Below are 24,898 nucleotides of genomic sequence, written 5' to 3'. Positions count from 1 at the left end.
TAGGGAACTGCCAGGCATCAAATTGCGATAACCCCGACCTCACGGTCGGGGTTTTTTGCGTTTGTGGGCCGGGAAAAAGCGGCACCGCAGCGGATAAAGCGCGCAGGGGCCCGGAATCTCCCTTTACGGCCCGGCTGCGGGCCAGTGATGCCCTACTTACTGCTGTTCTTCTAACCAGTTTAAAATAAAGTCTGTAACCATAATTGCGTTATTAATATCCAGCAAGGGCACAGGCAAAGAGAAAGCAGAATCTGCGGCAACCGCAATAACGTGTTCATCAAACAGCTCGCTGAAACGCTGTTCGCTCCCTCCACGCCACAGCACTATTTTGGGCACCGGCTCATGTTTAAAACCTTCCACTAAAATAATATCTGTCAGAGAAGGGTTCATTCGGCTGGCGAGAAAGCGAAGATCCGGCTCATTATGCTCAGGCGTTTCGGTAATCAATGCCCAACGCTGCGGATTATAAACCATCACCTGATCGGCTCCTGCCTTACGTAATTCATAGCTATCCTTGCCGGGCGTATCGATATCCATATTATGATGGGTATGTTTGATCAGGCCTGTACGGATCCCTCGCTGTTTTAAAATGGCAATAACCTGCTTTAACAGCGTCGTTTTGCCTGTCCCGCTCCAGGCCGCGATGGCTAAAAGGGGGATCATCCGCGTTCTCCTGCAATAAGATCTTCATAACGATTAATATTATTAAACGCGTCAGGACAATCGTTAAAATCCACGCTGTGTCCGCCTGCCTGCTGGAGAAAAATCATCACCTTCCGTTCTCCCTTTATCAGAAAGCTTTTCAGCGGCTCAATTAAACTGACATGCATTAATGCCAGAGTGGGATGATCGCGTCCGTCAGATTTAGCCCAAACCACAGGTGCATCCCGTTTAGCCTGCCACAGGCGAGAAACTAAATCTTCTGGCAGTAAAGGGGTGTCACAAGAGACAAAAACCGCCCATTCCGTCTCGATTTTTTCCAGCGCTGCCAGCATACCGGCTAACGGCCCCGGAAAATCCGGCAGCGTATCGGTTATAACCGACAGGCCGGTTTGCTGATAGACAGACAAATTACGGTTGGCGCTGATACACACACGGCTGACCTGAGGTCGTAGGCGGCTCAGAACGTGCTGATAGAGCGGTTTTCCCTGATACAGCACCAGCCCTTTATCTTCGCCGCCCATGCGGCTGCCGCGCCCGCCTGCAAGAATGACGCCTGTAATCGAAACGGTATCTGAACCGCAAAAACGCATAAGCTGTAGACCCTCTTTTTTTGTGGGATTAACCCTGCTACCGTAGCGGAACCCGAATCTCACAGGAACCCTATTATGAAATGTCACCGTCTTAACGAGTTAATTTCACTGCTGCAGCCAGCCTGGCAACAGGAACCCGATCTGAATTTAATGCAATTTTTGCAGAAAATGGCGGATGAGGCAGGATTTACTCAGCCCCTGGCCGACCTGAGCGATGACGTGCTGATTTATCATCTTAAACTACGCAATGCTGACAAAAGCGAAGCTATCCCGGGCCTGCAAAAAGATTATGAAGACGATTTCAAAACGGCGCTGCTTCGCGCGCGCGGCGTTATTAAAGATTAACTGCCGCTGTTCATCCGACGTACGGGCGATTAATGGTATCCTCAATGCATGACGATTATCGATGAGTACGCCGGATGACTGAACCCGCCTTTAACTTTCAAAACCTTAATCCTGATACGATCCTGGATGCGCTCTGGGAAACGGGCATCCGCGTTGAATCGGGGCTTACCGCGCTGAACAGCTACGAAAATCGGGTATATCAGTTTTCCGACGAGGACAAAAAGCGTTACGTGGTGAAATTCTATCGCCCTCAGCGCTGGTCTTCGCTGCAAATCGAGGAAGAACACCGGTTTACTGCCGAGCTGCTGGCTGATGAGGTCCCCGTGGCCGCGCCGCTTGCGCTGCAAGGGCAAACGCTGCATCAACATAACGGCTACTTATTTACCGTTTTTCCCAGCCTGGGAGGACGGCAATACGAAACGGATAACTACGATCATCTGGAATGGGTTGGTCGTTTTCTGGGCCGTATTCACCAGACGGGACGTAAAAAAACCTTTGATGCTCGTCCGACCTTTGGTCTGGAGGAGTATATCCACGAACCTCGTCAGGTGCTTGAATCCAGCACGTTGATCCCGGCCAAACTGAAACAGAATTTATTGGCAAGCGTCGATCTGCTCAGCGCAACTTTACAAAAGTGCTGGCATACTCAGTGGCAGCCGCTTCGTCTGCACGGCGATTGCCATCCCGGCAATATTCTGTGGCGCGATGGCCCGCTGTTTGTGGATCTGGACGACGCTCGTAATGGCCCTGCCGTACAGGATCTATGGATGCTGGTTAACGGCGATCTTCAGGAGCAGCGTATTCAGTGGGATATCCTGCTGGAAGCCTACGGTGAATTCTGCGAGTTCGACACACACGAATTGTCACTGATTGAGCCTTTACGCGCTATGAGGATGGTTTATTATCTGGCGTGGATTGTGCGCCGCTGGGAAGATCCGGCGTTTCCGGCCAGCTTTCCATGGATGACGGACGAAGATTTCTGGCGCAGACAGATCGCTATTTTCAATGAGCAGACCCGGCTGTTGCAGGAGCCACCGCTGCAGCTGATGCCTGCATTCCAGGGCTGATCGCCTTTTCCGGTCAGCCTCTTTTGCTGTTAGGAGAGAGTTTCCAGATGAAAAAGATTTTATTCGCGCTGATTGGTGTTTTTCTGGCGTTCAGCGCTTCTGCTGCCCAGTTTACCGATGGACAGCAGTACGTCACGATACAGAAACCTGTTACCGGCGAGCCTCAGGTTGTGGAGTTTTTCTCTTTCTTCTGCCCGCACTGCTATGAATTCGAACACGTCTGGCACGTTAGCGACGCGGTGAAAAAAGCCGTGCCTGCCGGCACTAAAGTGACTAAATATCACGTTGAATTCCTCGGCGGCGAAATGGGCAAAGTGGTGACTCAGGCATGGGCCGTTGCCATGGCGCTGGGTGTGGAAGATAAAGTCACTGCTCCGCTGTTTGAAGGCATCCAGAAAACCCAGACCATCACCGATCCGGCCAGCCTGAAAGCGGCCTTTGTGAAGGCAGCCGGCATCAAGCCGGAAGAATACGATGCGGCCTGGAACAGCTTTGTGGTGAAATCGCTGGTAGCCCAGCAGGAAAAAGCAGCGGTCGATGTCGATCTGCGCGGCGTGCCGGCGATGTTTGTTAACGGTAAATATATGGTTAACAACGGTGGCCTGGATACCAGCTCGATGGATAATTACACGCAGCAATACGCTAACGTCGTAAAATTCCTGTTAACCCAAAAGTAAGCCATATTTTGACGCAGCGAGGGTTTCAACCTCGCTGTGTCGGTTAAACCGCCTCTTCATTTCCTCGTCAGATCAAAATTCTTCCGATCGCTTTTTCTTGCTAAAGATCCACCAGATCGTTTAGCCGCTAATTTATATCCACATTAATGCAAATTACCTTTGGGCAAGGATCCTTAGCGGTTAAATATTTAAGTTATTGAAAATTATCGATTTAAATAATTGGTATAGCCCGGTACGCCAGCTGTATTAATATGTTATGAAATTTACGCACAAAGTTATCCACAGGAAGCGTTTGCGAAACAGGCCGCAAAACAAAGGCGTGTCGCCCGGAGATATTTCATATTTCCGGTATAGCTGTGGCATCCTTACCCTATAGTGAAATTTAACCCGGAATGTGACAAACCTATGGCACAAATTGCAGAAAACCCGCTTATTCTGGTAGATGGCTCATCCTACCTGTATCGCGCATATCATGCGTTTCCTCCGCTGACCAACAGCGCCGGCGACCCTACCGGCGCTATGTACGGCGTGCTGAATATGCTGCGCAGCCTGCTGCTGCAATATAAACCCAGCCATGTTGCGGTCGTTTTCGATGCCAAGGGCAAAACGTTTCGTGATGAACTTTTTGAGCACTACAAATCCCATCGGCCGCCTATGCCGGACGATCTGCGTGCGCAGATTGAGCCACTGCACAATATGGTCAGGGCAATGGGACTGCCGTTATTAGCGGTATCGGGCGTGGAAGCCGATGACGTTATCGGTACCCTGGCGCTGGAGGCGGGTAAAAAGGGCATACCCGTTTTAATCAGCACCGGCGATAAAGATATGGCGCAGCTGGTCACGCCAAATATCACCCTTATCAACACCATGAATAACGCTATTCTTGGCCCGGACGAGGTGGTGGAGAAATACGGCATTCCACCCTCGCTGATTATCGATTTTCTGGCGCTGATGGGCGACGCTTCGGACAATATTCCGGGCGTGCCGGGCGTAGGCGAGAAAACGGCGCAGGCGCTGTTACAGGGACTTGGCGGTATTAAAGATATCTATGAGAACCTGGATAAAGTCGCCGATCTCTCCTTCCGCGGTGCCAAAACCATGGCGGCTAAGCTGGAGCAAAACAAGGAGGTCGCTCTCCTTTCTTACCAGCTGGCCACCATCAAAACTGATGTGCCGCTCGATGCAGGCTGTGAAGAGCTGATCGTTAGCGAGCCTGCTGTCGAAGAACTGCTGACGCTGTTCCGTCGCTATGAATTCAAACGCTGGATCACCGATCTGGAAGAGGGTAAATGGCTACAGGGGAAAAAGGGCGGCGCTGCTGCACAGAAAACCCTGGCGGAACAGCCGGAAAGCCCGCAGCCTGAAGCGACCAGCATTCTGGCGACGGATGGCTACGTCACTATCCTTGACGAGGAGACCTTTGCCGACTGGTTGCAAAAGTTACAGGCAAGCGAGCTTTTCGCTTTTGACCTGGAAACCGATTCGCTGGATACGTTGAGCGCCAATATCGTCGGCATCGCTTTCGCTGTGGCGCCGGGTGAGGCCGCTTACCTGCCGGTTGCTCACGACTACCTCGACGCACCTTTGCAGCTCGATCGTAAAGAGGTGCTGGCGCGCCTGAAACCGCTGCTGGAAGATAAAAAACTGTTCAAAGTTGGTCAGAACCTGAAATACGATCGCGGCGTGCTGAACAACTATGGTATTGAACTGCACGGTATTAAATTCGATACCATGCTGGAATCCTACGCGCTAAACAGCGTGGTGGGCCGTCACGATATGGATACGCTGGCTTCACGCTGGCTGAACCATAAAACCGTGACCTTTGAGGAAATCGCCGGGAAAGGTAAAAAGCAGCTGACGTTTAATCAGATTGCCCTTGAGCAAGCGGCGCACTATGCGGCGGAAGATGCGGACGTAACGCTACAGCTGCATCTGAAAATGTGGCCGGAGCTGGAAAAAGAGCAGGGGCCAAAAGAGGTTTTCGAAAATATCGAAATGCCGCTGGTGACGGTGATCTCCCGTATTGAACGTAACGGCGTGCTGATTGACCAGGCTATCCTTGCCAAACATTCTCAGGAGCTGACCACGCGTCTGGCAGAGCTGGAGCAGAAAGCGCACGAGCTGGCGGGTGAGCCCTTTAATCTTTCCTCTACTAAACAGCTGCAAACTATTCTGTTTGAAAAACAGGGTATTAAGCCAACCAAGAAAACGCCCGGCGGCGCGCCGTCCACCAGCGAGGAAGTGCTGGCCGAACTGGCGCTGGACTATCCGCTGCCAAAAGTTATTCTGGAGCACCGTGGCCTTTCCAAGCTGAAATCAACCTACACCGACAAACTGCCGGTAATGATTAATCCGCTGACCGGCCGCGTGCACACTTCTTATCATCAGGCGGTGACGGCCACGGGACGCCTTTCTTCTACCGATCCTAATCTGCAGAACATTCCGGTACGCAATGAGGAAGGACGTCGTATCCGCCAGGCCTTTATCGCTTCTGAGGGCCATCAGATCCTGGCGGCGGACTACTCGCAAATCGAGCTGCGTATTATGGCGCACCTTTCTCAGGACAAAGGGTTACTGAGCGCCTTCTCGGCAGGAGAAGACATTCACCGTGCCACGGCGGCGGAAGTGTTTGGCATGGCGCTGGATAAGGTGACGGGCGAGCAGCGTCGCAGCGCAAAGGCTATCAACTTTGGCCTGATTTACGGCATGAGCGCTTTTGGTTTGTCGCGTCAGCTTAATATCGGCGCGGGCGAAGCCAGAAAATACATGGATCTCTATTTTGAACGCTATCCTGGCGTGCTGGAATATATGGAAAGCACGCGCCAGCAGGCGGCGGAAAAAGGCTATGTCTCTACGCTGGATGGTCGTCGTCTTTATCTGCCGGACATTAAAGCCAGCAACGCGATGCGTCGCAAAGCGGCCGAGCGGGCAGCAATCAACGCGCCAATGCAGGGCACGGCTGCCGATATCATCAAAAAGGCTATGATTGCCGTCGACGGCTGGCTGACGCCGCAGGCTAATCCTGATGTGAAGATGATCATGCAGGTTCACGATGAACTGGTATTTGAGGTGAAAACGTCGGAAATCGAAGCGGCAACGGTGAAAATCCGCGAGCTGATGGAAAACAGTATGCAGCTGGACGTGCCGCTGCGTGTCGATGTGGGCGTAGGGCATAACTGGGACGAAGCGCATTAATCTGAGGCCGGGCTAAGGCCCGGCTTTATCAATGTGATGCCAGAAAGCGCTTTAGCCTGTCAATTAATGAGCGCTTATAAGCGATAACACCGTGCATAACGCCAGCGCTAACCTGTTATCGCTCAAACATTTTTTTTGCGCCTTCGCTACCTGAAAACTATTTTTCTGTGAAGTGTATTCGATAAAAAAGGGAATTTTGTGAAACGGGGCGGTAAAAAATCCTTTTGAGGCCTGAAAAAATCATGTAGAGTTGAAGATGTAGGGTACAGAGGTAAGATGTTCTATCTTTCAAACCGTTTACTTCACGTAACCGGATTTGGCTGAATATTAGCCGCCCCAGTCGTTATGACTGGGGCGTTTTTTATTGGGCGTCGTTCAGCCGGATATCAGGCTTCTGGTAACGTTTCTTCCGTCGCTGGTGGAATTTCACTGAACCAGCTGTCCAGTTTCAGGCGCAATTTATCGACGCCCAATTTCTTAAGCGAAGAGAAAGCTTCAACCTGTACATCGCCGACGAACCCTTTAGCGGCTTCGCGTACCAGATTTAACTGCGCTTTACGCGCGCCGGAAGCCAGCTTGTCCGCCTTGGTCAGCAGCACCAGCACCTGAATGCCGCTCTGTACCGCCCATTCAATCATCTGCCGATCCAGATCCTTCAGCGGATGACGGATATCCATCAGCACAACCAGCCCTTTCAGACACTGACGCATCTGAAGATATTCTGCCAGCGAACGCTGCCATTTTAACTTCATCTCTTCCGGCACTTCGGCATAGCCATAGCCAGGCAAATCCACCAGGCGATAGCCTTCGGTGACCTGAAACAGGTTAATCAGCTGGGTGCGGCCGGGCGTTTTACTGGTACGGGCCAGGCTCTTCTGATTGGTTAGCGTATTCAACGCGCTGGATTTGCCGGCATTAGAGCGTCCTGCAAACGCCACTTCAATACCGATATCGGCTGGAAGGTGGCGGATGTCGGGCGCGCTGGTGACAAAGTGGGTAAGGTTATAATTCCAGCCAGACAAGTTAGAAACTCCAGATAATAAGAACAATTGCGCAGAGTATACCCTGTATGGATTAAAAGCGCCCAGCCGCACGCGGCGCGGCGGTGGCTTTGTAAGAGATTGGCTATACTTTTTGCCAGAACTTTACCTTTTCTTTCCAGCTTTTAAAAATTAAGTTATTTAAAATCAATAGCTTATTATTTTAAGGCCAAACATTAATAAATTTTTTCGTAACTTACCTTGTGAGTTTCTCCATATAGTCTACATTTGTTGTCAGAGCCAGGACGGCTCACTTCAGGATGAAGCGCTCAGGGGGATGCCAGGAAGGTACTGAGCAGGGAAGGAAAGTGTCGGGGAACGGCTCATCTGAAGGGAAAGGACTGCGTCCACGGAGGACGGCATGGCAAGGGAAAACCGGGAAGTTGGATGCCAAAAAGGATGCTGACTTAGTCAGTCCTTCTGCGGAAGGTGCGAAAAAAGGCGACAGGGTGACCTGGCGCCTTTTTTCTTTGTCTGCTTTCTGCTAGATTCCGCCGCAATTCTATACTGAAGATAAACAGTCTGAGAGCAGAAACCATGAAGCAACCTGTACGCGATTCGCAGAAAAAACCGGCGGCAAAAGCGAAGCGTAAAACGCGCGATGAAATCAACACGGAAGCGCGCGATCGTAAACGCGATAAGAAACATCGCGGCCACGCCTCCGGCAGTCGCGCTAACCCCGTAGCGGCGACAAAGAAAAACGGCGAAAGCGCTAAAGAGAAAGATCCACGTATTGGCAGTAAAACGCCGGTAGCGTTGGGCGCTGCTGCCGCGCAGCCCGCGAAAAAAGCTAAACCGGTGAAAAAAGCCGAAGAGAAGAAACCCCGTCTGACGCCGGAAGAAGAGCTGGCGAAGCTCGAAAACGACGAACGGCTGGATGCACTGCTGGATCGGCTGGAAAATGGCGACACCCTGAAGGCAGAAGAGCAGGCGTGGCTTGACCAGACGCTGGATCGCATCGACACGCTGATGGAACAGCTGGGGATCGCGCTGGATGACGAAGTCGAAGATGAAGAAGCTGAAGAGGATATGTATCGCCTGCTTAAAGGCGGTAATTAATCCCGGCGATGCTTTTCGGACTTACTTAAAGGACGGCGCCAACGGGCGCCGTTTCTGCATAAGGTATCTCTGCCAATGATTTGGCCTGGATCAATTTACCTGCTGATTCTGTTCTGCTGCCTGCTCTGGATGTTGGGTAAACTACGGCGTCTGTCCCGGCTGAAAGCCCGGCTACGCAGACCGACCGTCCTGCCGACAGCGCCTCCGCGACGGTCAACACGCCAATGCAGGAGAGAATATCGTGACGCAGACAATTGAGTGGGATCCCGTCCTGCTGCAAAAATATAATATCTCGGGTCCCCGTTACACTTCTTATCCTACCGCGCTGGAGTTCAGCGAGGCTTACCGTGAAGCCGATTTTATCCGTGCCAGCCAGCGTACTCCCCATCGCCCGCTGTCGCTTTATATTCATATTCCTTTCTGCCATCGCCTTTGCTACTTCTGCGGCTGTAATAAAGTCGTTACCCGTCATCAGCATAAAGCTGACGACTATCTGGAAGCTTTAGCCGTAGAAATCGCCAGTCGCGCCACGCTTTTCCGCAACCGAACCGTGACGCAGATGCACTGGGGCGGCGGCACGCCTACTTTTCTCAATAAAGCGCAGATTTCCACACTGATGGCGCTGCTGCGTCAGCACTTTGCCTTCAGCGACGAGGCGGAGCTTTCCATTGAAATCGATCCGCGAGAAATTGAAGCGGACGTGATCGATCATCTCTTTGCCGCAGGTTTTACCCGGCTGAGCATGGGCGTGCAGGATTTCAATAAAGAGGTGCAGGAAAAGGTTAACCGCGTACAGGACGAGCAGACTATCGTCGCGCTTATCGAGCGGGCAAAGCGGGTGGGCTTCAGCTCTGTTAATCTCGATTTGATTTATGGCTTACCGAAGCAGACGCCGGAAAGCTTTGCCTTTACCCTGCAAAAGGTCATTGCGCTGAACCCCGACAGGCTTAGCGTCTTCAATTATGCGCATATGCCCGCGCACTTTGCCGCGCAGCGGAAAATTAAAGAGGCCGATCTGCCCGATCCCCAACAGAAACTGACCATCCTGCAACAGTCCATTGCCGCGCTGATGGCGTCCGGCTACCAGTTTATCGGTATGGACCACTTTGCCAGACCGGAGGACGAGCTGGCCGTTGCCCAGCGGGAAGGCAAGCTGCATCGCAACTTCCAGGGTTACACCACGCAGGGAGACAACGATCTGCTGGGCCTGGGCGTCTCCGCCATCAGTATGATCGGCGACGGCTATGCGCAAAACCAGAAAGGGCTAAAAGAGTGGTATGACGCCGTGGCTAAGCAGGGTACGGCGCTCTGGCGCGGCGTAGAGCTGTCGGGCGACGATATCCTGCGCCGCGAGGTGATTAAAACGCTGATGTGTAATTTCTCACTGGATTTCGCCGCTTTTACCTCGCACGGCGTCACCTTTACCGACTATTTTGCGGAGGATCTGGCGCTGCTTGAGCCGCTGATTGCAGACGGGCTGGTGGAGCGCAGCGAGAAGGGCCTTCAGGTCACTTCTAAGGGGCGCCTGCTGGTCAGGAATATCTGCATGTGCTTTGACCGCTATCTACGCCAGCAAACACGCCTACAGCAGTTCTCGCGGGTGATCTGAAAAGAGGCGAGCATAAAAAAGCCGGAAACAAAAACGTTCCCGGCTTTTTAGTGCTGAAATTTTTGGCGCCTCAGCCTGGAAATTTCAGCATCGCTGCGCACAGCACGGCGGCCATAGCCGTTTGCGGCAGATGCGCGGCACCCGTCTGCGCGTAGTGCGTCACCACATGAATTAACGATTCCAGCATTATCTTCCTCCCCGATAACGGTTCAGAATGATACTGACTGATACCGATGTGTAAAGTCGCAAAAGCATAAAAAATGCGCGAATCGACGTTTTTTTATGCTTCTTCTGCTTTACTCCATACCCAGCTCTTTCAGCTTGCGGGTCAGCGTGTTTCGCCCCCATCCCAACAGTCGCGCCGCTTCCTGCTTGTGGCCTTGTGTATGACGCAGCGCGGTAGTCAGCAGCGTGCGCTCCATCTCTGGCTGTGCTTCCGATAACAAGTTTTGATGACCGGAACGCAGCGCGCGATCGGCCCACTGCGCCAGCAGCGTCGCCCAGCTGTCGGGCAGTGACTGCACGGGATTGTCCGGCGTGGCGGTTTCAAACAGCTCCGGCGGCAAATCCTGGATCAGCACTTCCTGGCCGGCGGCCATCACCGTCAGCCAGCGGCAGGTATTTTCCAGCTGGCGCACGTTGCCTGACCAGTGCAGGCGGGTCAGCGCCGTTTCGGTTTCGGGATGCAGAATTTTTGCCTCGACGCCCAGCTCGCGTGCCGCGACCTGAAGGAAATAGCGCGCCAGACGAGGGATATCCTCACGACGCTCCCGCAGCGGCGGCAGATGCACGCGGATAACGTTCAGGCGGTGAAACAGATCCTCGCGGAATTTGCCTTCCTGTACCCGCAGCTCCAGGTTCTGGTGCGTGGCGGCGATGATCCTGACGTCGACTTTGACCGGCGCATAGCCGCCGACGCGATAAAACTGGCCGTCGGCCAGCACGCGCAATAAACGAGTCTGCACGTCCAGCGGCATATCGCCAATTTCATCCAGAAACAGCGTGCCGCCGTCGGCCTGTTCGAAACGTCCCTGACGGATTTGATTAGCGCCGGTAAATGCGCCTTTCTCATGGCCGAAAAGCTCCGACTCAATCAGATCCTTCGGGATAGCCGCCATATTCAGCGCGATAAAAGGCGCCTTCGCGCGCGGGCTGTGGCGATGCAGCGCGTGCGCCACCAGCTCTTTGCCCGTGCCCGACTCGCCGTTGATCAATACGCTGATTGAAGAACGCGAGAGGCGGCCGATAATACGAAACACGTCCTGCATCGCCGGCGCTTCGCCGATGATATCGGTAGTCGGGCCGCTGACCGGCTGGTTGCGCGGCTGCTGCTGCTCCTGATAGTGGCTGATCGCGCGTTCCACTAACGCCACGGCTTCATCGATATCAAAGGGTTTTGGCAGGTAATCGAATGCGCCTTGCTGATAGGCGCTGACGGCCGCATCCAGATCGGAGTGTGCGGTCATAATAATTACCGGCAGCATCGGATGACGTTGCTTAATTTGTTTCAGTAACGCCAGTCCGTCCATGCCGGGCATACGAATATCGGAAAGCAAAACGTCCGGAGTTTTGGTGGCAAGCGCGTCCAGCACCTCGCTCGCGCTGTCAAACGTGGCGCAGTTTAAACCGGCTCCAGTAAGCGCGCGTTCAAGCACCCAGCGGATGGAGCTATCGTCATCGACGATCCAGACTATCCCTCGTTGCATAGAAACCTCACTGGCGAATAGGCAAATAAACGGAAAATTCGGTGTGGCCAGGCCAACTGTTAAATTCTATTTTTCCCGAATGCTGATCGATCAGGCTGCGGGCGATCGACAGGCCTAAACCGGTGCCGCCTTCGCGGCCGCTCACCATCGGGTAAAACAGCGTGTCCTGTAGCTGAGCCGGAATGCCGGGGCCGTTATCTTCAATATCGATACGGGCCACCAGGCGATAGCGGACGCCGTGCAGCGTTAGCTGAAATGCGGTGCGGGTGCGCAGCGTAATGGCACCGCCGTTTTCTCCCAGCGCCTGTAGCGCGTTACGCACCACGTTTAGCAGCACCTGTTCGATTTGATCCGGGTCATGCGGCAGCTCCGGCAGGCTGGGGTCGTAATCTCTGATCAGCGTAACGTTATCGGGCAGCTCCATTGAGACCAGGTTAACCACGCGCTCGGCGACCTGATGGATGCTTTGCGTAACGTGCATGCCCGGCTGCTGCGGGCCAAGCAGGCGATCCACCAGGTTACGCAGGCGATCGGCCTGTTCGATAATGACTTTGGTATATTCCGTTAAGGCCGGGTCAGGCAGGGCTTTTGCCAACAGCTGCGCCGCGCCGCGTAATCCCCCTAACGGATTTTTAATTTCATGCGCCAGCCCGCGAACTAAATCCCGTGCGGCGACCTGTTGAGCATGCTGAAGCTGTTCCTGACTGAGGCGACGCTGATTGTCCATCGGCGCCATTTCCAGCAGGATTAGCCCGTCCGGCAGCAGCTGCGCCGTTAAAGACATAATATGCGCGCGGCTGTCGACGACCAGCGTAACCTCACTGTCGGTAAACCCCTGACCGGCATTCAGACTCTCGCGCATCACCCCGATGTTCAGGGAAAAATAGCCCATCAAATCCGGCAGCGGCGTGCCAAAGAGCTTGCGGGAGCTTTGCGCCAGCAGTTGCTGAGCGGCGGGATTGGCGTAATGCACCACCAGTTCGCTGTCGACCAGCAGTATGCTGTTAATCAGCGAGTTGAGGATCTGCCCGGCATCGGGCTGCGTGCCTGTTGCCATAACAGCGTTCTCCTGCACTATTTTAGTGCATTATAGTCATGGAACCTGAAATTCGTCTCTCTGCGCGTGGCGCTCACGGCGAAAAAAGCCCATCCGGAGATGGGCTGAAAATTTCCACGGCAACACTATCTCCGGCGTTCGTTACGCTGCGGCCCGTGTTCACCCGAATCACTGAGCCTGCCGTAGCCGCTTTAACGCGACGAGTCGCCGGAGTCAGAAATCAGACGCTGTAGTACAGTTCGAACTCAACCGGGTGCGGCGTCATGCGAACGCGATCCATTTCCGCCTTGCGCAGGTCGATATACGCATCAATGGTGTCGTCGGTGAACACGCCGCCACGAGTCAGGAACTCACGGTCTTCGTTCAGCGCGTTCAGCGCCTCTTCCAGCGAGCCGGCTACTTTTGGAATTTCAGCTTCTTCTTCCGGCGGCAGGTCGTACAGGTTTTTGTCCATCGCGTCGCCAGGATGGATCTTGTTGATGATGCCGTCCAGGCCAGCCATCAGCAGCGCGGCGAAGCACAGATATGGGTTAGCGGCTGGATCCGGGAAGCGGGCTTCAATACGGCGCGCTTTCGGGCTGGCAACCACTGGAATACGGATAGAGGCGGAACGGTTACGGGCAGAGTAGGCCAGCATAACCGGCGCTTCGTAACCCGGAACCAGACGCTTGTAGGAGTTGGTAGTCGGGTTAGACAGCGCGTTGATCGCTTTAGCGTGCTTGATCACACCGCCGATGTAGAACAGGGCCATTTCAGACAGGCCGCCGTATTTGTCGCCAGCGAACAGGTTGGTGCCGCCTTTGGACAGGGACATATGGCAGTGCATACCGGAACCGTTATCGCCAAAAATTGGTTTTGGCATAAAGGTCGCGGTTTTGCCGAAAGCGTGCGCCACATTGTGCACGACATATTTGTAGATCTGAATTTCGTCGGCTTTTTTGGTCATGGTGTTGAAGCGGGTGGCCACTTCGTTCTGACCTGCGGTCGCCACTTCGTGGTGATGAGCTTCAACAACCAGACCCATCTGCTCCATGGTCAGACACATAGCAGAACGGATGTCCTGTGAAGAGTCGACCGGTGGCACCGGGAAATAGCCGCCTTTCAGGCCCGGACGGTGGCCTTTGTTGCCGCCTTCATATTCTTTGCCGGTGTTCCATGCCGCTTCGATATCATCGATAGCCACGTGAGAGCCAGAGGTGGTCGCGCCGAAACGCACATCGTCAAACAGGAAGAATTCTGGCTCCGGGCCAAACAGCACGGTGTCCGCAATGCCGGAAGAACGCAGGAAATCTTCGGCGCGCTTGGCGATAGAACGTGGGTCGCGATCGTAGCCCTGCATGGTGCCTGGCTCAAGGATGTCACAACGAATGATAAGCGTAGAGTCTTCAAAGAAAGGATCCAGGACCGCGGTGGTCGCGTCCGGCATCAGCACCATGTCGGATTCGTTAATGCCTTTCCAGCCGCCGATGGAGGAGCCGTCAAACATTTTGCCTTCTTCGAAGAAGTCAGCGTTAACCTGGTGAGCAGGAATGGTAACGTGCTGCTCTTTACCTTTGGTGTCAGTGAAGCGCAGGTCAACAAATTTGACTTCATGCTCGTTCATCATCGACAGAACGTGTTCAGCGGACATACTTAACTCTCCTGGATTTGTCATGGTCGTCGGTTAGAGAACTTTCGCGGTGCGCTTTGCTTATCTCGCCCAGCCGACCGATAATTATGTTCTCTGACTGCTTAGCAACCGTTGTGGAAACTGGCCTCTTTCGCTTGTTATAATTAAAGCGAAAACTATGCCAACTTTCTTAATTGATGAAAAAAGCGCTATGATGCGCCCTCTCGTGAAACGGGAGCTGCACCATGATGGAAGTCGCGCACCATTATGGTGCTTTTGCGTGCGGTCAGTGCACAATAATAGTGCATTTTTCTGATAAAGGGTGTTTTTTGCACCGGAAACGGCCCCGAAAGCAATCCCGAAAGTTATCTTTAATTGAAAACTGTGATCCTGTTCAGCTCTTCGATTAATCCGTGTACAATAGCGCGCTATTTCTAATGCCTGAGGCAAAGCTGTGATCGAAAATTTGCGTAACATCGCCATTATTGCCCACGTTGACCATGGTAAAACTACCCTGGTTGATAAGTTGCTGCAGCAGTCCGGGACCTTTGACGCCCGCACCGAAGCGACCGAACGCGTAATGGACTCCAACGATTTGGAGAAAGAGCGTGGGATTACCATCCTCGCAAAAAACACCGCCATTAAATGGAACGACTACCGTATCAACATCGTGGATACCCCGGGACACGCCGACTTCGGCGGCGAGGTAGAGCGTGTGATGTCTATGGTCGACTCGGTGCTGCTGGTTGTGGATGCAATGGATGGCCCTATGCCGCAAACCCGCTTCGTGACCAAAAAAGCGTTTGCTAATGGTCTGAAGCCGATCGTGGTCATCAACAAGGTTGACCGCCCTGGCGCACGTCCTGACTGGGTTGTGGATCAGGTCTTTGACCTGTTCGTTAACCTGGACGCGACCGACGAACAGCTCGACTTCCCGGTTATCTACGCTTCTGCTCTGAACGGTATTGCTGGTCTTGACCACAGCGACATGGCAGAAGACATGACCCCGCTGTATGAAGCCATCGTGCAGCACGTTTCTCCTCCACAGGTAGAAATGGAAGCGCCGTTCCAGATGCAGATCTCGCAGCTGGACTACAACAACTATGTTGGCGTTATCGGCATCGGCCGCATCAAGCGCGGCAAAGTGAAGCCGAACCAGCAGGTCACCATCGTCGATAGCGAAGGCAAAACCCGTAACGGTAAAGTCGGCAAGGTGCTGACTCACCTGGGTCTGGAGCGTATCGACGCGACCGAAGCGGAAGCGGGCGATATCATCGCTATCACCGGTCTGGGCGAGCTGAACATCTCCGACACCATCTGTGACCCACAGAATGTGGAAGCGCTGCCGGCGCTGAGCGTTGATGAGCCAACCGTTACCATGTTCTTTAACGTCAACACCTCGCCGTTCTGCGGTAAAGAAGGTAAGTTCGTTACTTCTCGTCAGATCCTGGATCGTCTGCGTAAAGAGCTGGTGCACAACGTTGCGCTGCGCGTGGAAGAGACCGAAGACGCCGATGCATTCCGCGTTTCCGGCCGTGGTGAACTGCACCTGTCCGTACTGATCGAAAACATGCGTCGTGAAGGCTTTGAGCTGGCGGTATCCCGTCCAAAAGTTATCTTCCGCGAAATTGACGGTCGTAAGCAGGAGCCGTTCGAGAACGTCACCCTGGATATCGAAGAGCAGCATCAGGGCTCTGTGATGCAGGCGATGGGCGAACGTAAAGCGGACATGAAAAACATGGATCCGGATGGCAAAGGCCGCGTACGTCTTGACTACGTGATCCCAAGCCGTGGCCTGATCGGCTTCCGTAACGAATTCATGACCATGACTTCCGGTACCGGCCTGCTGTACTCTACCTTCAGCCACTACGACGATATTCGTCCGGGCGAAGTGGGCCAGCGCCAGAACGGCGTGCTGATCTCTAACGGCCAGGGTAAAGCGGTAGCTTTCGCCCTGTTCAGCCTGCAGGATCGCGGTAAGCTGTTCCTGGGTCACGGCGCAGAAGTTTATGAAGGCCAGATTATCGGTATTCATAGCCGTTCTAACGACCTGACCGTGAACTGTCTGACCGGTAAGAAGCTGACCAACATGCGTGCTTCCGGTACTGACGAAGCGACCACGCTGGTGCCGGCTATCAAGATGACGCTTGAGCAGGCGATTGAATTTATCGATGACGACGAGCTGGTGGAAGTGACTCCGCTGTCCGTACGTATCCGTAAACGTCACCTGACTGAAAACGATCGTAAACGCGCATCACGCGGCAGCAAAGAAGCTTAATCGCTTTTTTTAAGCTGTAATACAGGGCCGGATCTTTCCGGCCCTGTTTTTTTTCGCCTGTGGAACCTTCCTTCCAGATTTCAAAATCCTGCCCTGTTCAGCTTCTCTTTTTACCGCTAGAGTGAATACCTTACCGGAACAAATGGAGATGGCCATGCTGTATATCTTTGATTTAGGTAACGTCATTGTTGATATTGATTTCAACCGGGTTCTTGGCGTCTGGAGCGATCTGGGACGCGTGCCTTTGGCCACGCTGCAAAGCCGTTTTACGATGGGAGAAAGCTTTCATCGTCATGAACGAGGAGAAATCAGCGACGAGGATTTTGCCGAACAGCTGTGCGACGAGCTGGGTCTGGCGCTGAGCTTCGAACAGTTCACCGCAGGCTGGCAGGCCGTTTTTGTCGGCGTCAGGGCGGACACCATCCGTATCATGAACGGACTGCGCGCGCGCGGCCATCGGGTCGTGATCCTGTCTAACACCAACCGGCTGCATCAGCGTTTCTGGCCGTCGCAGTATCCTGAGGTACAAAGCGCGGCGGACAAGCTCTATCTTTCCCAGGAGATGGGGATGCGCAAGCCGGAAGCGCGTATCTATCAGCAGGTGCTGAGCGAAGAGGGCTTCACCGCCGGCCAGGCTATTTTCTTTGACGACAACCAGGAAAATATCGACGCGGCGCAGGCGCTGGGCATTCAGAGCGTGCCCGTATTTGATGCGACCACCATACCGGCCTTTTTCGCTAATGCGGCCGATTAACCATTATCGACACCGCCTGCGGGCGACCTGGCGCTGGATAAAGCTGCTGTGGCAGCGTATCGACGAGGATGGCATGACGCTGCTGGCGGGGCATCTTGCCTACGTATCGCTGCTGTCGCTGGTGCCGCTGGTGGCGGTGGTATTTGCGCTGTTCGCCGCGTTCCCGGCCTTCGCCGATGTCAGCAGGCAGCTCAAGCTGTTTATCTTTCAGAACTTTGTGCCGGCGTCCGGCACGGTAGTTCAAAGCTATCTGGAACAGTTTGTCGCCAACGTCAATAAAATGACGGCGGTGGGCGCCTGCGGGCTGGTGGTGACGGCGCTGCTGCTGATGTACTCCATCGACAGCGCGCTAAATGTCATCTGGCGCAGCAAGCGCAAAAGGCCCCTCGTTTACTCTTTTGCCGTCTACTGGATGATCCTGACGCTTGGCCCGCTGCTGGCGGGTGCCAGCCTGGCGATAAGCTCTTATCTGCTGTCGCTGCGCTGGGCTTCGGTCAGCGGCGTCAGCGGACTGATTGACTACGGGCTGCGTATTTTTCCGCTGCTGCTCTCCTGGCTGGCTTTCTGGCTGCTCTACAGCATTGTGCCAACGCGGCAGGTACCGGGGAAAGATGCGCTGGTCGGCGCGCTGGTGGCGGGGCTGCTGTTTGAGCTGGGGAAAAAAGGCTTTGCGCTCTATGTTACGATGTTCCCTTCATATCAGCTTATCTATGGCGTGCTGGCGGTTATCCCTATTCTGTTCCTTTGGGTTTACTGGACATGGTGTATTGTCCTGCTGGGTGCAGAGATCACCGCCTCTCTCGGCGACTATCGCCAGCTTAAACAGGAAGAAGAAAAGGAAGAGAATGATTGCCTTAATTCAACGAGCGCTGAGCGCCAGCGTGACGGTAGCCGGTCAGACCATCGGTGAAATCGGGCCGGGATTGCTAATCTTACTGGGCGTGGAAAAAGGCGACGACGAGCAAAAAGCGCAGCGGCTGTGCGACCGCGTGTTGGGCTATCGCATTTTCAGCGATGAGAACGGCAAGATGAATCTTAACGTGCAGCAGGCTGGCGGCAGCGTGCTGGTGGTTTCGCAGTTTACGCTGGCGGCCGACACGCAAAAAGGCATGCGCCCAGGCTTTTCGGGCGGCGCGGCGCCAGCAGAGGCCGAGCGGTTATATGAGTACTTTGTCGCCTGCTGTCGCGAAAGAGGCCTTGTCACCGAGACGGGCCGCTTTGCGGCGGATATGCAGGTATCGCTGGTTAATGACGGGCCGGTGACGTTCTGGCTCCAGGTATGAAGCGGTCGGAAAGGCTAACGGGCGCTCCGGAAAAAGAGAATCACTTTATGTATCATCTTCGTGTACCTGAAACCGCAGAAGAGCTGGATATCTACTACCAGTTTCGCTGGGAAATGCTGCGTAAACCGCTTCGCCAGCCCAAGGGATCGGAGCGCGACGCCTGGGATGCCTTTGCGCATCACCAAATGGTGGTGGATGAAAGCGGCGCGCCGGTTGCCGCAGGGCGGCTCTATATCAATGCGGATAACGAGGCGGCCATTCGCTTTCTTGCCGTGCACCCGGCGGTGCAGGGCAAAGGATTGGGCACGCTGGTCGCGATGACGCTGGAGTCGGTGGCGCGTCAGGAAGGGGCCAAGCGCGTGGTGTGCAGCGCCCGTGAAGACGCCGTCGAATTTTTCGCCAAGCTTGGCTACGTCAATCAGGGCGAAATCACCGTGCCACAGACAACGCCGGTTCGTCATTTTTTAATGATTAAGCCGGTGATCACGCTGGACGATATTCTGCATCGTGCCGACTGGTGCGGGCAGCTGCAGCAGGCCTGGTACGAGCACATCCCGCTCAGTGAAAAAATGGGCGTGCGTATTTTGCAGTATACCGGGCAAAAATTTATCACCACGATGCCGGAAACCGGCAACCAGAATCCGCACCATACGCTGTTCGCCGGCAGCCTGTTTTCGTTGGCGACGCTAACCGGCTGGGGGCTGATTTGGCTGCTGCTGCGCGAGCGGCATTTAGGCGGCACCATTATCCTGGCCGATGCGCATATCCGCTACAGTCATCCCATCAGCGGCAGGCCGGGCGCGGTAGCGGACTTAGGCTCGCTGAGCGGCGATCTGGACAGGCTGGCCCGGGGACGCAAGGCGCGCGTTCAGCTGGAAGTCGAGCTGTTTGGCAATGAAGAGTGCGGGGCGGTATTTGAGGGCGTCTATATTGTGCTGCCTGCCGATCCGGATGGCCCGCTGGAGCCAGCCGGATCGAATATGCCTTAACGGCCTTTTTTCTTGCGGCCCGGCTGGGTAAAGCGCTTGCGGGAGGCCAGGTTGCCCGGCGTCTTCGCGCCTTCTTTACCGCCTTTATCGCCGCCTTTCGGCCCGCCGATGGCCGGTTTCTTCGCGGCGGCGGGCTTCGCTTTTGCCTGCGCTTTTTTGGCGGGTTTCGCTTCGGATGAGGAATCCTCAATCAGGCCGAACAGCTCGGTCAGCTCGTCGTCGGTCAGATCGCGCCACTCGCCCAGCGGCAGGCCTTTCAGGCTGACGTTCATAATGCGCGTGCGTTCGAGCTTAGTGACCTCGTAGCCAAAGTGCTTACACATGCGGCGGATCTGGCGGTTAAGCCCCTGCACCAGCGTAATGCGGAAAACAAACGGCGCTTCCTTTTGCACCTTGCACTTCAGCGTCACCGTGCCCAGCATCGGCACGCCAGCGCTCATGCCCTCAATAAACTCATCCGTCACCAGCTTGTTTACCGTGACCACATACTCTTTTTCGTGATTGTTTCCGGCGCGCAGGATTTTATTGACCAGATCGCCGTGATTGGTCAGGAAAATCAGGCCCTGCGAATCTTTATCCAGGCGGCCAATAGGGAAAACCCGCTTGCTGTGGTTAACGAAGTCGCTGATGTTATCCCGCTCGCCTTCTTCCATGGTGGTGATAATGCCGACGGGCTTATTCAGGGCGATAAAGACCAGATCTTCCTCATCGCGCGGCTCGATAAGCTGACCGTTCACTTTCACCACGTCACCGGCAAAAACCTGCGCGCCAACGGCGGCCCGCTTGCCGTTAATAAAGACATTTCCCTGTTCGATATAGCGATCGGCATCGCGACGAGAACAGATACCGCTCTCGCTAATGTATTTATTGAGACGTATGGATGAGTTGGTCAGCATGGTTCCTCCGTAAAAAAGCGGACTATACATTAACCGCGCTACGTTGCGAATACGGGTTAATCATATAGTCCGCTTACGGGCAGCGTTTTTACCTGCTGCCGAGATTACCTGCCTGCACGGTCTGCTGGACTGACTTATCGCCAGCAACAGCGGAAAGCGAGCCGTTAACGGAAGGCTTCAGCGGCGCGTCTTTCGCCAGGCTGCCCTGCATCTTCAGCGTCAGCTCACCGTTTTCGGTCAGGGGCACCGCTGGCCATCCCCAGTCCTGCAACAGATTCAGCGGCGTTTCACGGCCATGCAGCGACAGCGAAAAGGCGCGCTGCGGCTGCTGCGAAACCGTTGCCAGCCCTTCGAGAAGGCCGCTGCGGGGAAACGCGCTCATCTCCGTGACGTTAATGGCATTACTGTCCGCCGTCAGGGCGAGAGAAGGATGACGCAGATCCACACGGTTAAAGGTCGCTTCCGCCGCGTTAAAACTCAGGTTGCCGCCCCAGATGCCCCATTCCCGATCGCGCGCCAGCAGCAGGTTGCTGCCGTTGCCATCCAGCGAGGTCAGCTGGAAGGGAAAATCCGGATCGATATCAATAATCAGGTTATGGCTGACGTTCAGCTTTGTTACTTCCACAGCGTGCAGCCACGCCGGTAAACGGCTCAGCCAGAACGCCCGCCAGGCTGGCGGCAGCGTGTACTCCAGCCCGGCGATTACCACGTCATCCAGCGTCAGCTTTTTATCGCTGCGCGTCCAGTTACCTGACGCGCGGATCAGCCCGTTAACCCAGCGGGAGCTGAACTGCGTCAGCGCCGCGCCCTGCGGCGAGAAGGTCATATTAACGATAGGATCGTTCAGCAGCAGCGCGCCATTTACAAAGCTGCTGGCGTTCATCGACAGCGAGCCGTCCTCGCTTTCCCAGTCGCCGTCGCGCAGCGTTATATTTTTCAACGCCAGATTAAGATCGGTCACCGCCCAGTTCTGACCTTCCAGTCGGGCATCGGTTACATCCACTCGCTCGAAATGCACGACGGGCAGCGTCAGTAGAGGCTGTAGAAATTCGGCAAGCGTTTTGCTGCTTTGCAGACGCAGATTGTTCAGCCTTAGCGTGCTGACCTGCCAGCTGCCCTGCTCGTCACGCTGTGCGCTGGCCGTCACCGATCCGCGCGCCACGTCGGCGCCCATATTACTAAGCTCCAGCTGTTTGGACCTGATGCGGCCTTCAATCAGCACATTCCTGGCGGGAATGTCTTTAAACGTCAGCGATCCGGCGCTGAACTGGAAGCTGGCATTATTACCGATAAAGCTTGTCGCCTCGGGCTGCCACGGCATCACGCCGCCGTTTACGTGCTGAGCGTTCAGGGGCAGCATGTCGTGATGGCTGCTAACCGCCATTTCGCTCAGCTGCAAACGCGCTGCGGAAAGAGGCAGTTGGCTGGTTTTGCTGGTAATTCTTAGCGTACCCTGGTTAAGCAAAACGCTGGCAAAATGCAGCGGCCGTGAAAACTGCCCGGCGCTTAACCCTAAGTCGACGCTTTTTGCCACCAGGGTGGCTGGTCGGGTTTTATGGCCGAACGAAACGTCATGAAGGATGAGATGCGATGGCGCGGAAAAATTATGCTCCAGCTTGCCGACTGCCAGCTGATAACTACTGTGCTGGCTAACGGTGCGGCTGAGCCAGCTGGCTCCCCAGCGAGTTTGCAGCAGTAGATACAACACAATGACCAATGCCAGCAGGATAACCAGCAGCGAAAGAAGAATTTTTCCAACAAATTTCATGAGCTATCCCTGTGCGCTTGCAATAAGGGGTGTTATGCCTGATTTATGCGCGAAGCTCAACCCTGGGAAGACGGCAGAAGGCGCTTTGCCCTCTGCCGTTTACGCTATTTCTCCTGCGGGAAAAGCAGATTCAGGATGATAGCGGTAATGCCGCCGGCGGCGATGCCGGAAGAGAGCAGCGTTTTCAGCCATTCCGGTGCGAATTGCAGGATCAGCGGCTGTTGTGAAACGCCCAGTCCCACCGCCAGCGACAGCGCAATAATCATAATCGCCCGACGATTCAACGGCTCGCGCGAGACGATGCGCACGCCCGAGGCCGCAATCGTACCAAACATAACGATGGTCGCGCCGCCCAGCACCGGTTCAGGAATATGCTGCACAAAGCCGCTGACCGCCGGGAAAAGCCCCAGCACCATCAGCATCAGCGCCACCACGAAGCCAACGTAGCGGCTGGCGACGCCGGTCAGCTGGATCACGCCGTTGTTCTGTCCAAAACAGGAGTTGGGAAAGGTATTAAACAGCGCCGAGACGCACGAGTTCAGGCCGTTCGCCAGCACGCCGCCTTTCAGCCGCTTCATATAGAGCGGGCCGCTGACCGGCTGTTCGGAAACGTCGGAAGTGGCGGTAATATCGCCGATGGTTTCCAGCGAGGTCACCATAAATACCAGCATCAGCGGGATAAGCAAATTCCAGTCGATGCCCAGCCCGTAATAGAAAGGCTGTGGCACGGCAATCAGCGGCTGGTTCGTTGCGGCGGTTCCGGCGGGGAGCATATCCATCAGCCAGGCCAGCAGATAGCCAACGGCCATGGCTATCACCAGAGAAGCCACGCGCAAATAAGGATTACGCTGGCGGTTCAGCAAAATAATCACCAGCAGCACCGCGCCGGCCAGCAGCAGGTTCTTTGGCGCACCAAAGGTGTGATCGCTCATGGCGGCAAAACCGCCGCCGATAGAGGTCAGGCCGACCTGGATCAGCGACAGACCGATAATCATCACCACAATGCCGGAAACCAGCGGCGTAATTACGCGGCGCGCCAGATGCAGCACGCGGGAAAGCGCCATTTCGGTAACGGAAGCCAGCATCAGCGTGCCGAACAGGGCGGCCATCATGGTCGGCACATCAGCGCCGCCGTTTTTCAGCGCCATACCGCCCATGATCAGCGGCGTCACAAAGTTAAAGCTGGTGCCCTGAATCGACAGCAGTCCCGATCCTATGGGCCCCCAGGTTTTTATTTGCAGCACCGAGGCGACCCCGGAGGCGAACAGTGACATGCTGATAATATGCTGCGTGTCCTGAGCGGGTAGGCCCAAAGCCTGGCAGATCAATAGTGCGGGCGTGATAACCGCCACAAACATCGCCAGCAAATGCTGGCAGGCAGCAAACAGCGTTTGCGGCAGCGGGGGACGATCTTCAAGGCGGTAAATTAATTCACTTTTTGCAGCGGGCGCTGCGCTGCGGCTGGCTTCAGAAAGATTAGCGGACATGCTCAGGGGTTCCGTGGCGAACAAAGTGGCGATTTTAAGCTTCTCCACGGCAAAAGCAAACGATTGCCAACAGCATCGGCTAAACGCCGGACGGCAAAGCGAACCACAATTCACTAAGCTTAATCATCGCGCCTGCGGGCCAGAAAAAAGGAAGCATACAATGAACGTATTTATTATTGGCGCAACGGGCGGCGTGGGGCGACGTCTCAGAAAACGGCTGGTCAATGCGGGCCATCAGGTAACGGGGCTGCATCGTCGGGACAGTCAAAAAGAGGCGCTGGAAGCCGATGGTGTAAAACCGGTCAATATCGACCTGATGAACACCAGTAGCGAAAGGCTGGCGGCGGCGATGCAGGGCTGCGATGCCGTGGTGTTCTCCGCAGGCGCAGCAGGCGCTGGCGTAGATCTCACCGACGGCATTGACGGCCGTGGCGCGCGCTTCGCTGCCGAGGCCGCCAGGCTGGCCGGTATTCAGCGTTTTCTGCTGGTTTCCGCTTTTCCGGATGCCGGAAGGGGCAAGGCGCCTTCGCCGGGCTTTGAGCACTATATGCAGGTAAAAAAGCAGGCCGACGTGATGCTTTCCGCCACCTCACTGGACTGGGTGATCCTGCGGCCCGGCACGCTGGTTAACGAAGCGGGCACGGGAAAAGTCAACGCCGGGTTGGCCATCCCTTACGGCACCATCCCGCGCGATGATGTGGCCGCTGTGCTGCATTCGCTGATTGAGCAGCCAGAGGTGAAAAGGGTGATTATTGAGTTAACCGGCGGCGAGCAGCCCGTTAACGAGGCGGTCGCCGCGATGGCTGCCTTTAGCGGCCGGTAGCCG

The 24,898-nt window shown here is 55.0% G+C and carries 23 protein-coding genes; 13 read left to right on the top strand and 10 right to left on the bottom strand.

Annotated elements, in window-relative coordinates:
* Window positions 1-156: 156 nt before the first annotated feature.
* Window positions 157-663: a molybdopterin-guanine dinucleotide biosynthesis protein MobB gene (gene mobB, locus AB3U87_RS18065; protein WP_394149981.1), complete on the bottom strand. Its 507-nt coding sequence runs from the start codon at window positions 661-663 to the stop codon at window positions 157-159.
* A complete protein-coding gene (mobA, locus tag AB3U87_RS18060; protein ID WP_394149990.1) occupies window positions 660-1,253 on the bottom strand; it encodes a molybdenum cofactor guanylyltransferase MobA in 594 nt (197 codons plus the stop codon). Before mobA ends, mobB begins: the two co-directional genes overlap by 4 nt.
* Window positions 1,254-1,328: 75 nt before the next feature.
* On the opposite strand from mobA, the gene AB3U87_RS18055 reads away from it, so the two are divergent.
* The 5 genes from AB3U87_RS18055 to spfP all read left to right on the top strand — a co-directional run bounded on the left by AB3U87_RS18055 (window position 1,329) and on the right by spfP (window position 6,861).
* A complete protein-coding gene (locus AB3U87_RS18055; protein WP_301253375.1) occupies window positions 1,329-1,598 on the top strand; it encodes a YihD family protein in 270 nt (89 codons plus the stop codon).
* Window positions 1,599-1,672: 74 nt separating this feature from the next.
* A complete protein-coding gene (locus tag AB3U87_RS18050) occupies window positions 1,673-2,665 on the top strand; it encodes a serine/threonine protein kinase (protein WP_253456917.1) in 993 nt (330 codons plus the stop codon).
* A gap of 47 nt (window positions 2,666-2,712) precedes the next feature.
* Window positions 2,713-3,342: a thiol:disulfide interchange protein DsbA gene (gene dsbA, locus AB3U87_RS18045; RefSeq protein ID WP_253456921.1), complete on the top strand. Its 630-nt coding sequence runs from the start codon at window positions 2,713-2,715 to the stop codon at window positions 3,340-3,342.
* 405 nt (window positions 3,343-3,747) lie between these two features.
* Window positions 3,748-6,537, top strand: coding sequence for a DNA polymerase I (gene polA / locus AB3U87_RS18040; protein ID WP_253456923.1), 2,790 nt, complete (start codon window positions 3,748-3,750; stop codon window positions 6,535-6,537).
* 276 nt (window positions 6,538-6,813) lie between these two features.
* On the top strand, window positions 6,814-6,861 hold the full coding sequence (gene spfP / locus AB3U87_RS22620) for a small protein SpfP (RefSeq protein ID WP_440135769.1): 48 nt from the start codon (window positions 6,814-6,816) through the stop codon (window positions 6,859-6,861).
* 62 nt (window positions 6,862-6,923) lie between these two features.
* Here the strand turns inward: spfP and yihA are convergent, their stop codons facing one another.
* Window positions 6,924-7,559, bottom strand: coding sequence for a ribosome biogenesis GTP-binding protein YihA/YsxC (yihA, locus tag AB3U87_RS18035; protein WP_253456926.1), 636 nt, complete (start codon window positions 7,557-7,559; stop codon window positions 6,924-6,926).
* Between the two features lie 555 nt (window positions 7,560-8,114).
* Between yihA and yihI the strand changes: the two genes are divergently transcribed.
* Together yihI and hemN are read left to right on the top strand one after the other, a co-directional pair.
* On the top strand, window positions 8,115-8,636 hold the full coding sequence (gene yihI / locus AB3U87_RS18030) for a Der GTPase-activating protein YihI (RefSeq protein ID WP_253456928.1): 522 nt from the start codon (window positions 8,115-8,117) through the stop codon (window positions 8,634-8,636).
* A gap of 238 nt (window positions 8,637-8,874) precedes the next feature.
* Window positions 8,875-10,245, top strand: a complete 1,371-nt coding sequence (hemN, locus tag AB3U87_RS18025; protein ID WP_394149988.1) for an oxygen-independent coproporphyrinogen III oxidase — start codon at window positions 8,875-8,877, stop codon at window positions 10,243-10,245.
* Between the two features lie 70 nt (window positions 10,246-10,315).
* Here the strand turns inward: hemN and AB3U87_RS18020 are convergent, their stop codons facing one another.
* The 4 genes from AB3U87_RS18020 to glnA all read right to left on the bottom strand — a co-directional run bounded on the left by AB3U87_RS18020 (window position 10,316) and on the right by glnA (window position 14,638).
* Window positions 10,316-10,432 carry a YshB family small membrane protein gene (locus AB3U87_RS18020; protein ID WP_148101258.1) on the bottom strand — a complete coding sequence of 39 codons (117 nt, stop codon included), beginning with the start codon at window positions 10,430-10,432 and terminating at the stop codon, window positions 10,316-10,318.
* 109 nt (window positions 10,433-10,541) lie between these two features.
* Complete coding sequence (gene glnG / locus AB3U87_RS18015) at window positions 10,542-11,951, bottom strand: nitrogen regulation protein NR(I) (RefSeq protein WP_253456931.1); 1,410 nt, start codon at window positions 11,949-11,951, stop codon at window positions 10,542-10,544.
* A 7-nt stretch (window positions 11,952-11,958) separates the two neighbouring features.
* Window positions 11,959-13,008 (bottom strand): nitrogen regulation protein NR(II), encoded by a 1,050-nt coding sequence (glnL, locus tag AB3U87_RS18010; protein WP_394149977.1) that lies wholly within the window; start codon window positions 13,006-13,008, stop codon window positions 11,959-11,961.
* A gap of 220 nt (window positions 13,009-13,228) precedes the next feature.
* Entirely contained in the window at window positions 13,229-14,638 is a 1,410-nt protein-coding gene (glnA, locus tag AB3U87_RS18005) for a glutamate--ammonia ligase (protein WP_253456937.1), read from the bottom strand.
* Window positions 14,639-15,071: 433 nt separating this feature from the next.
* On the opposite strand from glnA, the gene typA reads away from it, so the two are divergent.
* From typA to fabY, 5 genes are all read left to right on the top strand, one after another.
* Entirely contained in the window at window positions 15,072-16,895 is a 1,824-nt protein-coding gene (typA, locus tag AB3U87_RS18000) for a ribosome-dependent GTPase TypA (RefSeq protein ID WP_125290646.1), read from the top strand.
* 154 nt (window positions 16,896-17,049) lie between these two features.
* The gene (gene yihX, locus AB3U87_RS17995; protein ID WP_394149974.1) at window positions 17,050-17,649 is read left to right on the top strand and encodes a glucose-1-phosphatase; all 600 of its coding nucleotides are present in this window, start codon (window positions 17,050-17,052) and stop codon (window positions 17,647-17,649) included.
* Window positions 17,636-18,559: a virulence factor BrkB family protein gene (locus AB3U87_RS17990; RefSeq protein ID WP_369896567.1), complete on the top strand. Its 924-nt coding sequence runs from the start codon at window positions 17,636-17,638 to the stop codon at window positions 18,557-18,559. The genes yihX and AB3U87_RS17990 overlap by 14 nt, the downstream gene beginning before the upstream one ends.
* Window positions 18,495-18,932, top strand: a complete 438-nt coding sequence (gene dtd / locus AB3U87_RS17985; RefSeq protein ID WP_253456945.1) for a D-aminoacyl-tRNA deacylase — start codon at window positions 18,495-18,497, stop codon at window positions 18,930-18,932. The genes AB3U87_RS17990 and dtd overlap by 65 nt, the downstream gene beginning before the upstream one ends.
* Window positions 18,933-18,979: 47 nt before the next feature.
* Complete coding sequence (fabY, locus tag AB3U87_RS17980) at window positions 18,980-19,921, top strand: fatty acid biosynthesis protein FabY (protein WP_253456948.1); 942 nt, start codon at window positions 18,980-18,982, stop codon at window positions 19,919-19,921.
* On the opposite strand, the gene rluF is transcribed toward fabY, so the two are convergent.
* The 3 genes from rluF to AB3U87_RS17965 all read right to left on the bottom strand — a co-directional run bounded on the left by rluF (window position 19,918) and on the right by AB3U87_RS17965 (window position 24,072).
* Window positions 19,918-20,817, bottom strand: coding sequence for a 23S rRNA pseudouridine(2604) synthase RluF (rluF, locus tag AB3U87_RS17975; RefSeq protein ID WP_253456951.1), 900 nt, complete (start codon window positions 20,815-20,817; stop codon window positions 19,918-19,920). The two genes, fabY and rluF, sit on opposite strands and share 4 nt — an antisense overlap.
* 88 nt (window positions 20,818-20,905) lie before the next feature.
* Window positions 20,906-22,585 carry an AsmA family protein gene (locus AB3U87_RS17970; RefSeq protein ID WP_394149970.1) on the bottom strand — a complete coding sequence of 560 codons (1,680 nt, stop codon included), beginning with the start codon at window positions 22,583-22,585 and terminating at the stop codon, window positions 20,906-20,908.
* 104 nt (window positions 22,586-22,689) lie between these two features.
* On the bottom strand, window positions 22,690-24,072 hold the full coding sequence (locus AB3U87_RS17965; RefSeq protein WP_394149968.1) for a nucleobase:cation symporter-2 family protein: 1,383 nt from the start codon (window positions 24,070-24,072) through the stop codon (window positions 22,690-22,692).
* Between the two features lie 160 nt (window positions 24,073-24,232).
* Here AB3U87_RS17965 and AB3U87_RS17960 point away from each other — a divergent pair, with 160 nt between their 5' ends.
* Window positions 24,233-24,895 carry an SDR family oxidoreductase gene (locus AB3U87_RS17960; RefSeq protein ID WP_253456958.1) on the top strand — a complete coding sequence of 221 codons (663 nt, stop codon included), beginning with the start codon at window positions 24,233-24,235 and terminating at the stop codon, window positions 24,893-24,895.
* The last annotated feature ends 3 nt before the right edge of the window (window positions 24,896-24,898 follow it).

It is taken from the genome of Erwinia plantamica (assembly GCF_043420595.1).
Classification (GTDB): Bacteria; Pseudomonadota; Gammaproteobacteria; order Enterobacterales; family Enterobacteriaceae; genus Erwinia; species Erwinia aeris.
Note: the sequence above shows the minus strand (reverse complement) of the source record. Positions and strands in the feature narration are given on the sequence as shown.

What these genes read in the sequence shown, in the direction of transcription:
- polA (WP_253456923.1), top strand. Translation starts at nt 3,748, where the DNA reads ATGGCACAAATTGCAGAAAACCCGCTTATTCTGGTAGATGGCTCATCC.
- AB3U87_RS18050 (WP_253456917.1), top strand. Translation starts at nt 1,673, where the DNA reads ATGACTGAACCCGCCTTTAACTTTCAAAACCTTAATCCTGATACGATC.
- dsbA (WP_253456921.1), top strand. Translation starts at nt 2,713, where the DNA reads ATGAAAAAGATTTTATTCGCGCTGATTGGTGTTTTTCTGGCGTTCAGC.
- AB3U87_RS17990 (WP_369896567.1), top strand. Translation starts at nt 17,636, where the DNA reads ATGCGGCCGATTAACCATTATCGACACCGCCTGCGGGCGACCTGGCGC.
- yihI (WP_253456928.1), top strand. Translation starts at nt 8,115, where the DNA reads ATGAAGCAACCTGTACGCGATTCGCAGAAAAAACCGGCGGCAAAAGCG.
- mobA (WP_394149990.1), bottom strand. Translation starts at nt 1,253, where the DNA reads ATGCGTTTTTGCGGTTCAGATACCGTTTCGATTACAGGCGTCATTCTT.
- mobB (WP_394149981.1), bottom strand. Translation starts at nt 663, where the DNA reads ATGATCCCCCTTTTAGCCATCGCGGCCTGGAGCGGGACAGGCAAAACG.
- AB3U87_RS17965 (WP_394149968.1), bottom strand. Translation starts at nt 24,072, where the DNA reads ATGTCCGCTAATCTTTCTGAAGCCAGCCGCAGCGCAGCGCCCGCTGCA.
- glnG (WP_253456931.1), bottom strand. Translation starts at nt 11,951, where the DNA reads ATGCAACGAGGGATAGTCTGGATCGTCGATGACGATAGCTCCATCCGC.
- yihX (WP_394149974.1), top strand. Translation starts at nt 17,050, where the DNA reads ATGCTGTATATCTTTGATTTAGGTAACGTCATTGTTGATATTGATTTC.
- AB3U87_RS17970 (WP_394149970.1), bottom strand. Translation starts at nt 22,585, where the DNA reads ATGAAATTTGTTGGAAAAATTCTTCTTTCGCTGCTGGTTATCCTGCTG.
- AB3U87_RS18055 (WP_301253375.1), top strand. Translation starts at nt 1,329, where the DNA reads ATGAAATGTCACCGTCTTAACGAGTTAATTTCACTGCTGCAGCCAGCC.
- rluF (WP_253456951.1), bottom strand. Translation starts at nt 20,817, where the DNA reads ATGCTGACCAACTCATCCATACGTCTCAATAAATACATTAGCGAGAGC.
- dtd (WP_253456945.1), top strand. Translation starts at nt 18,495, where the DNA reads ATGATTGCCTTAATTCAACGAGCGCTGAGCGCCAGCGTGACGGTAGCC.
- AB3U87_RS17960 (WP_253456958.1), top strand. Translation starts at nt 24,233, where the DNA reads ATGAACGTATTTATTATTGGCGCAACGGGCGGCGTGGGGCGACGTCTC.
- fabY (WP_253456948.1), top strand. Translation starts at nt 18,980, where the DNA reads ATGTATCATCTTCGTGTACCTGAAACCGCAGAAGAGCTGGATATCTAC.
- AB3U87_RS18020 (WP_148101258.1), bottom strand. Translation starts at nt 10,432, where the DNA reads ATGCTGGAATCGTTAATTCATGTGGTGACGCACTACGCGCAGACGGGT.
- glnA (WP_253456937.1), bottom strand. Translation starts at nt 14,638, where the DNA reads ATGTCCGCTGAACACGTTCTGTCGATGATGAACGAGCATGAAGTCAAA.
- glnL (WP_394149977.1), bottom strand. Translation starts at nt 13,008, where the DNA reads ATGGCAACAGGCACGCAGCCCGATGCCGGGCAGATCCTCAACTCGCTG.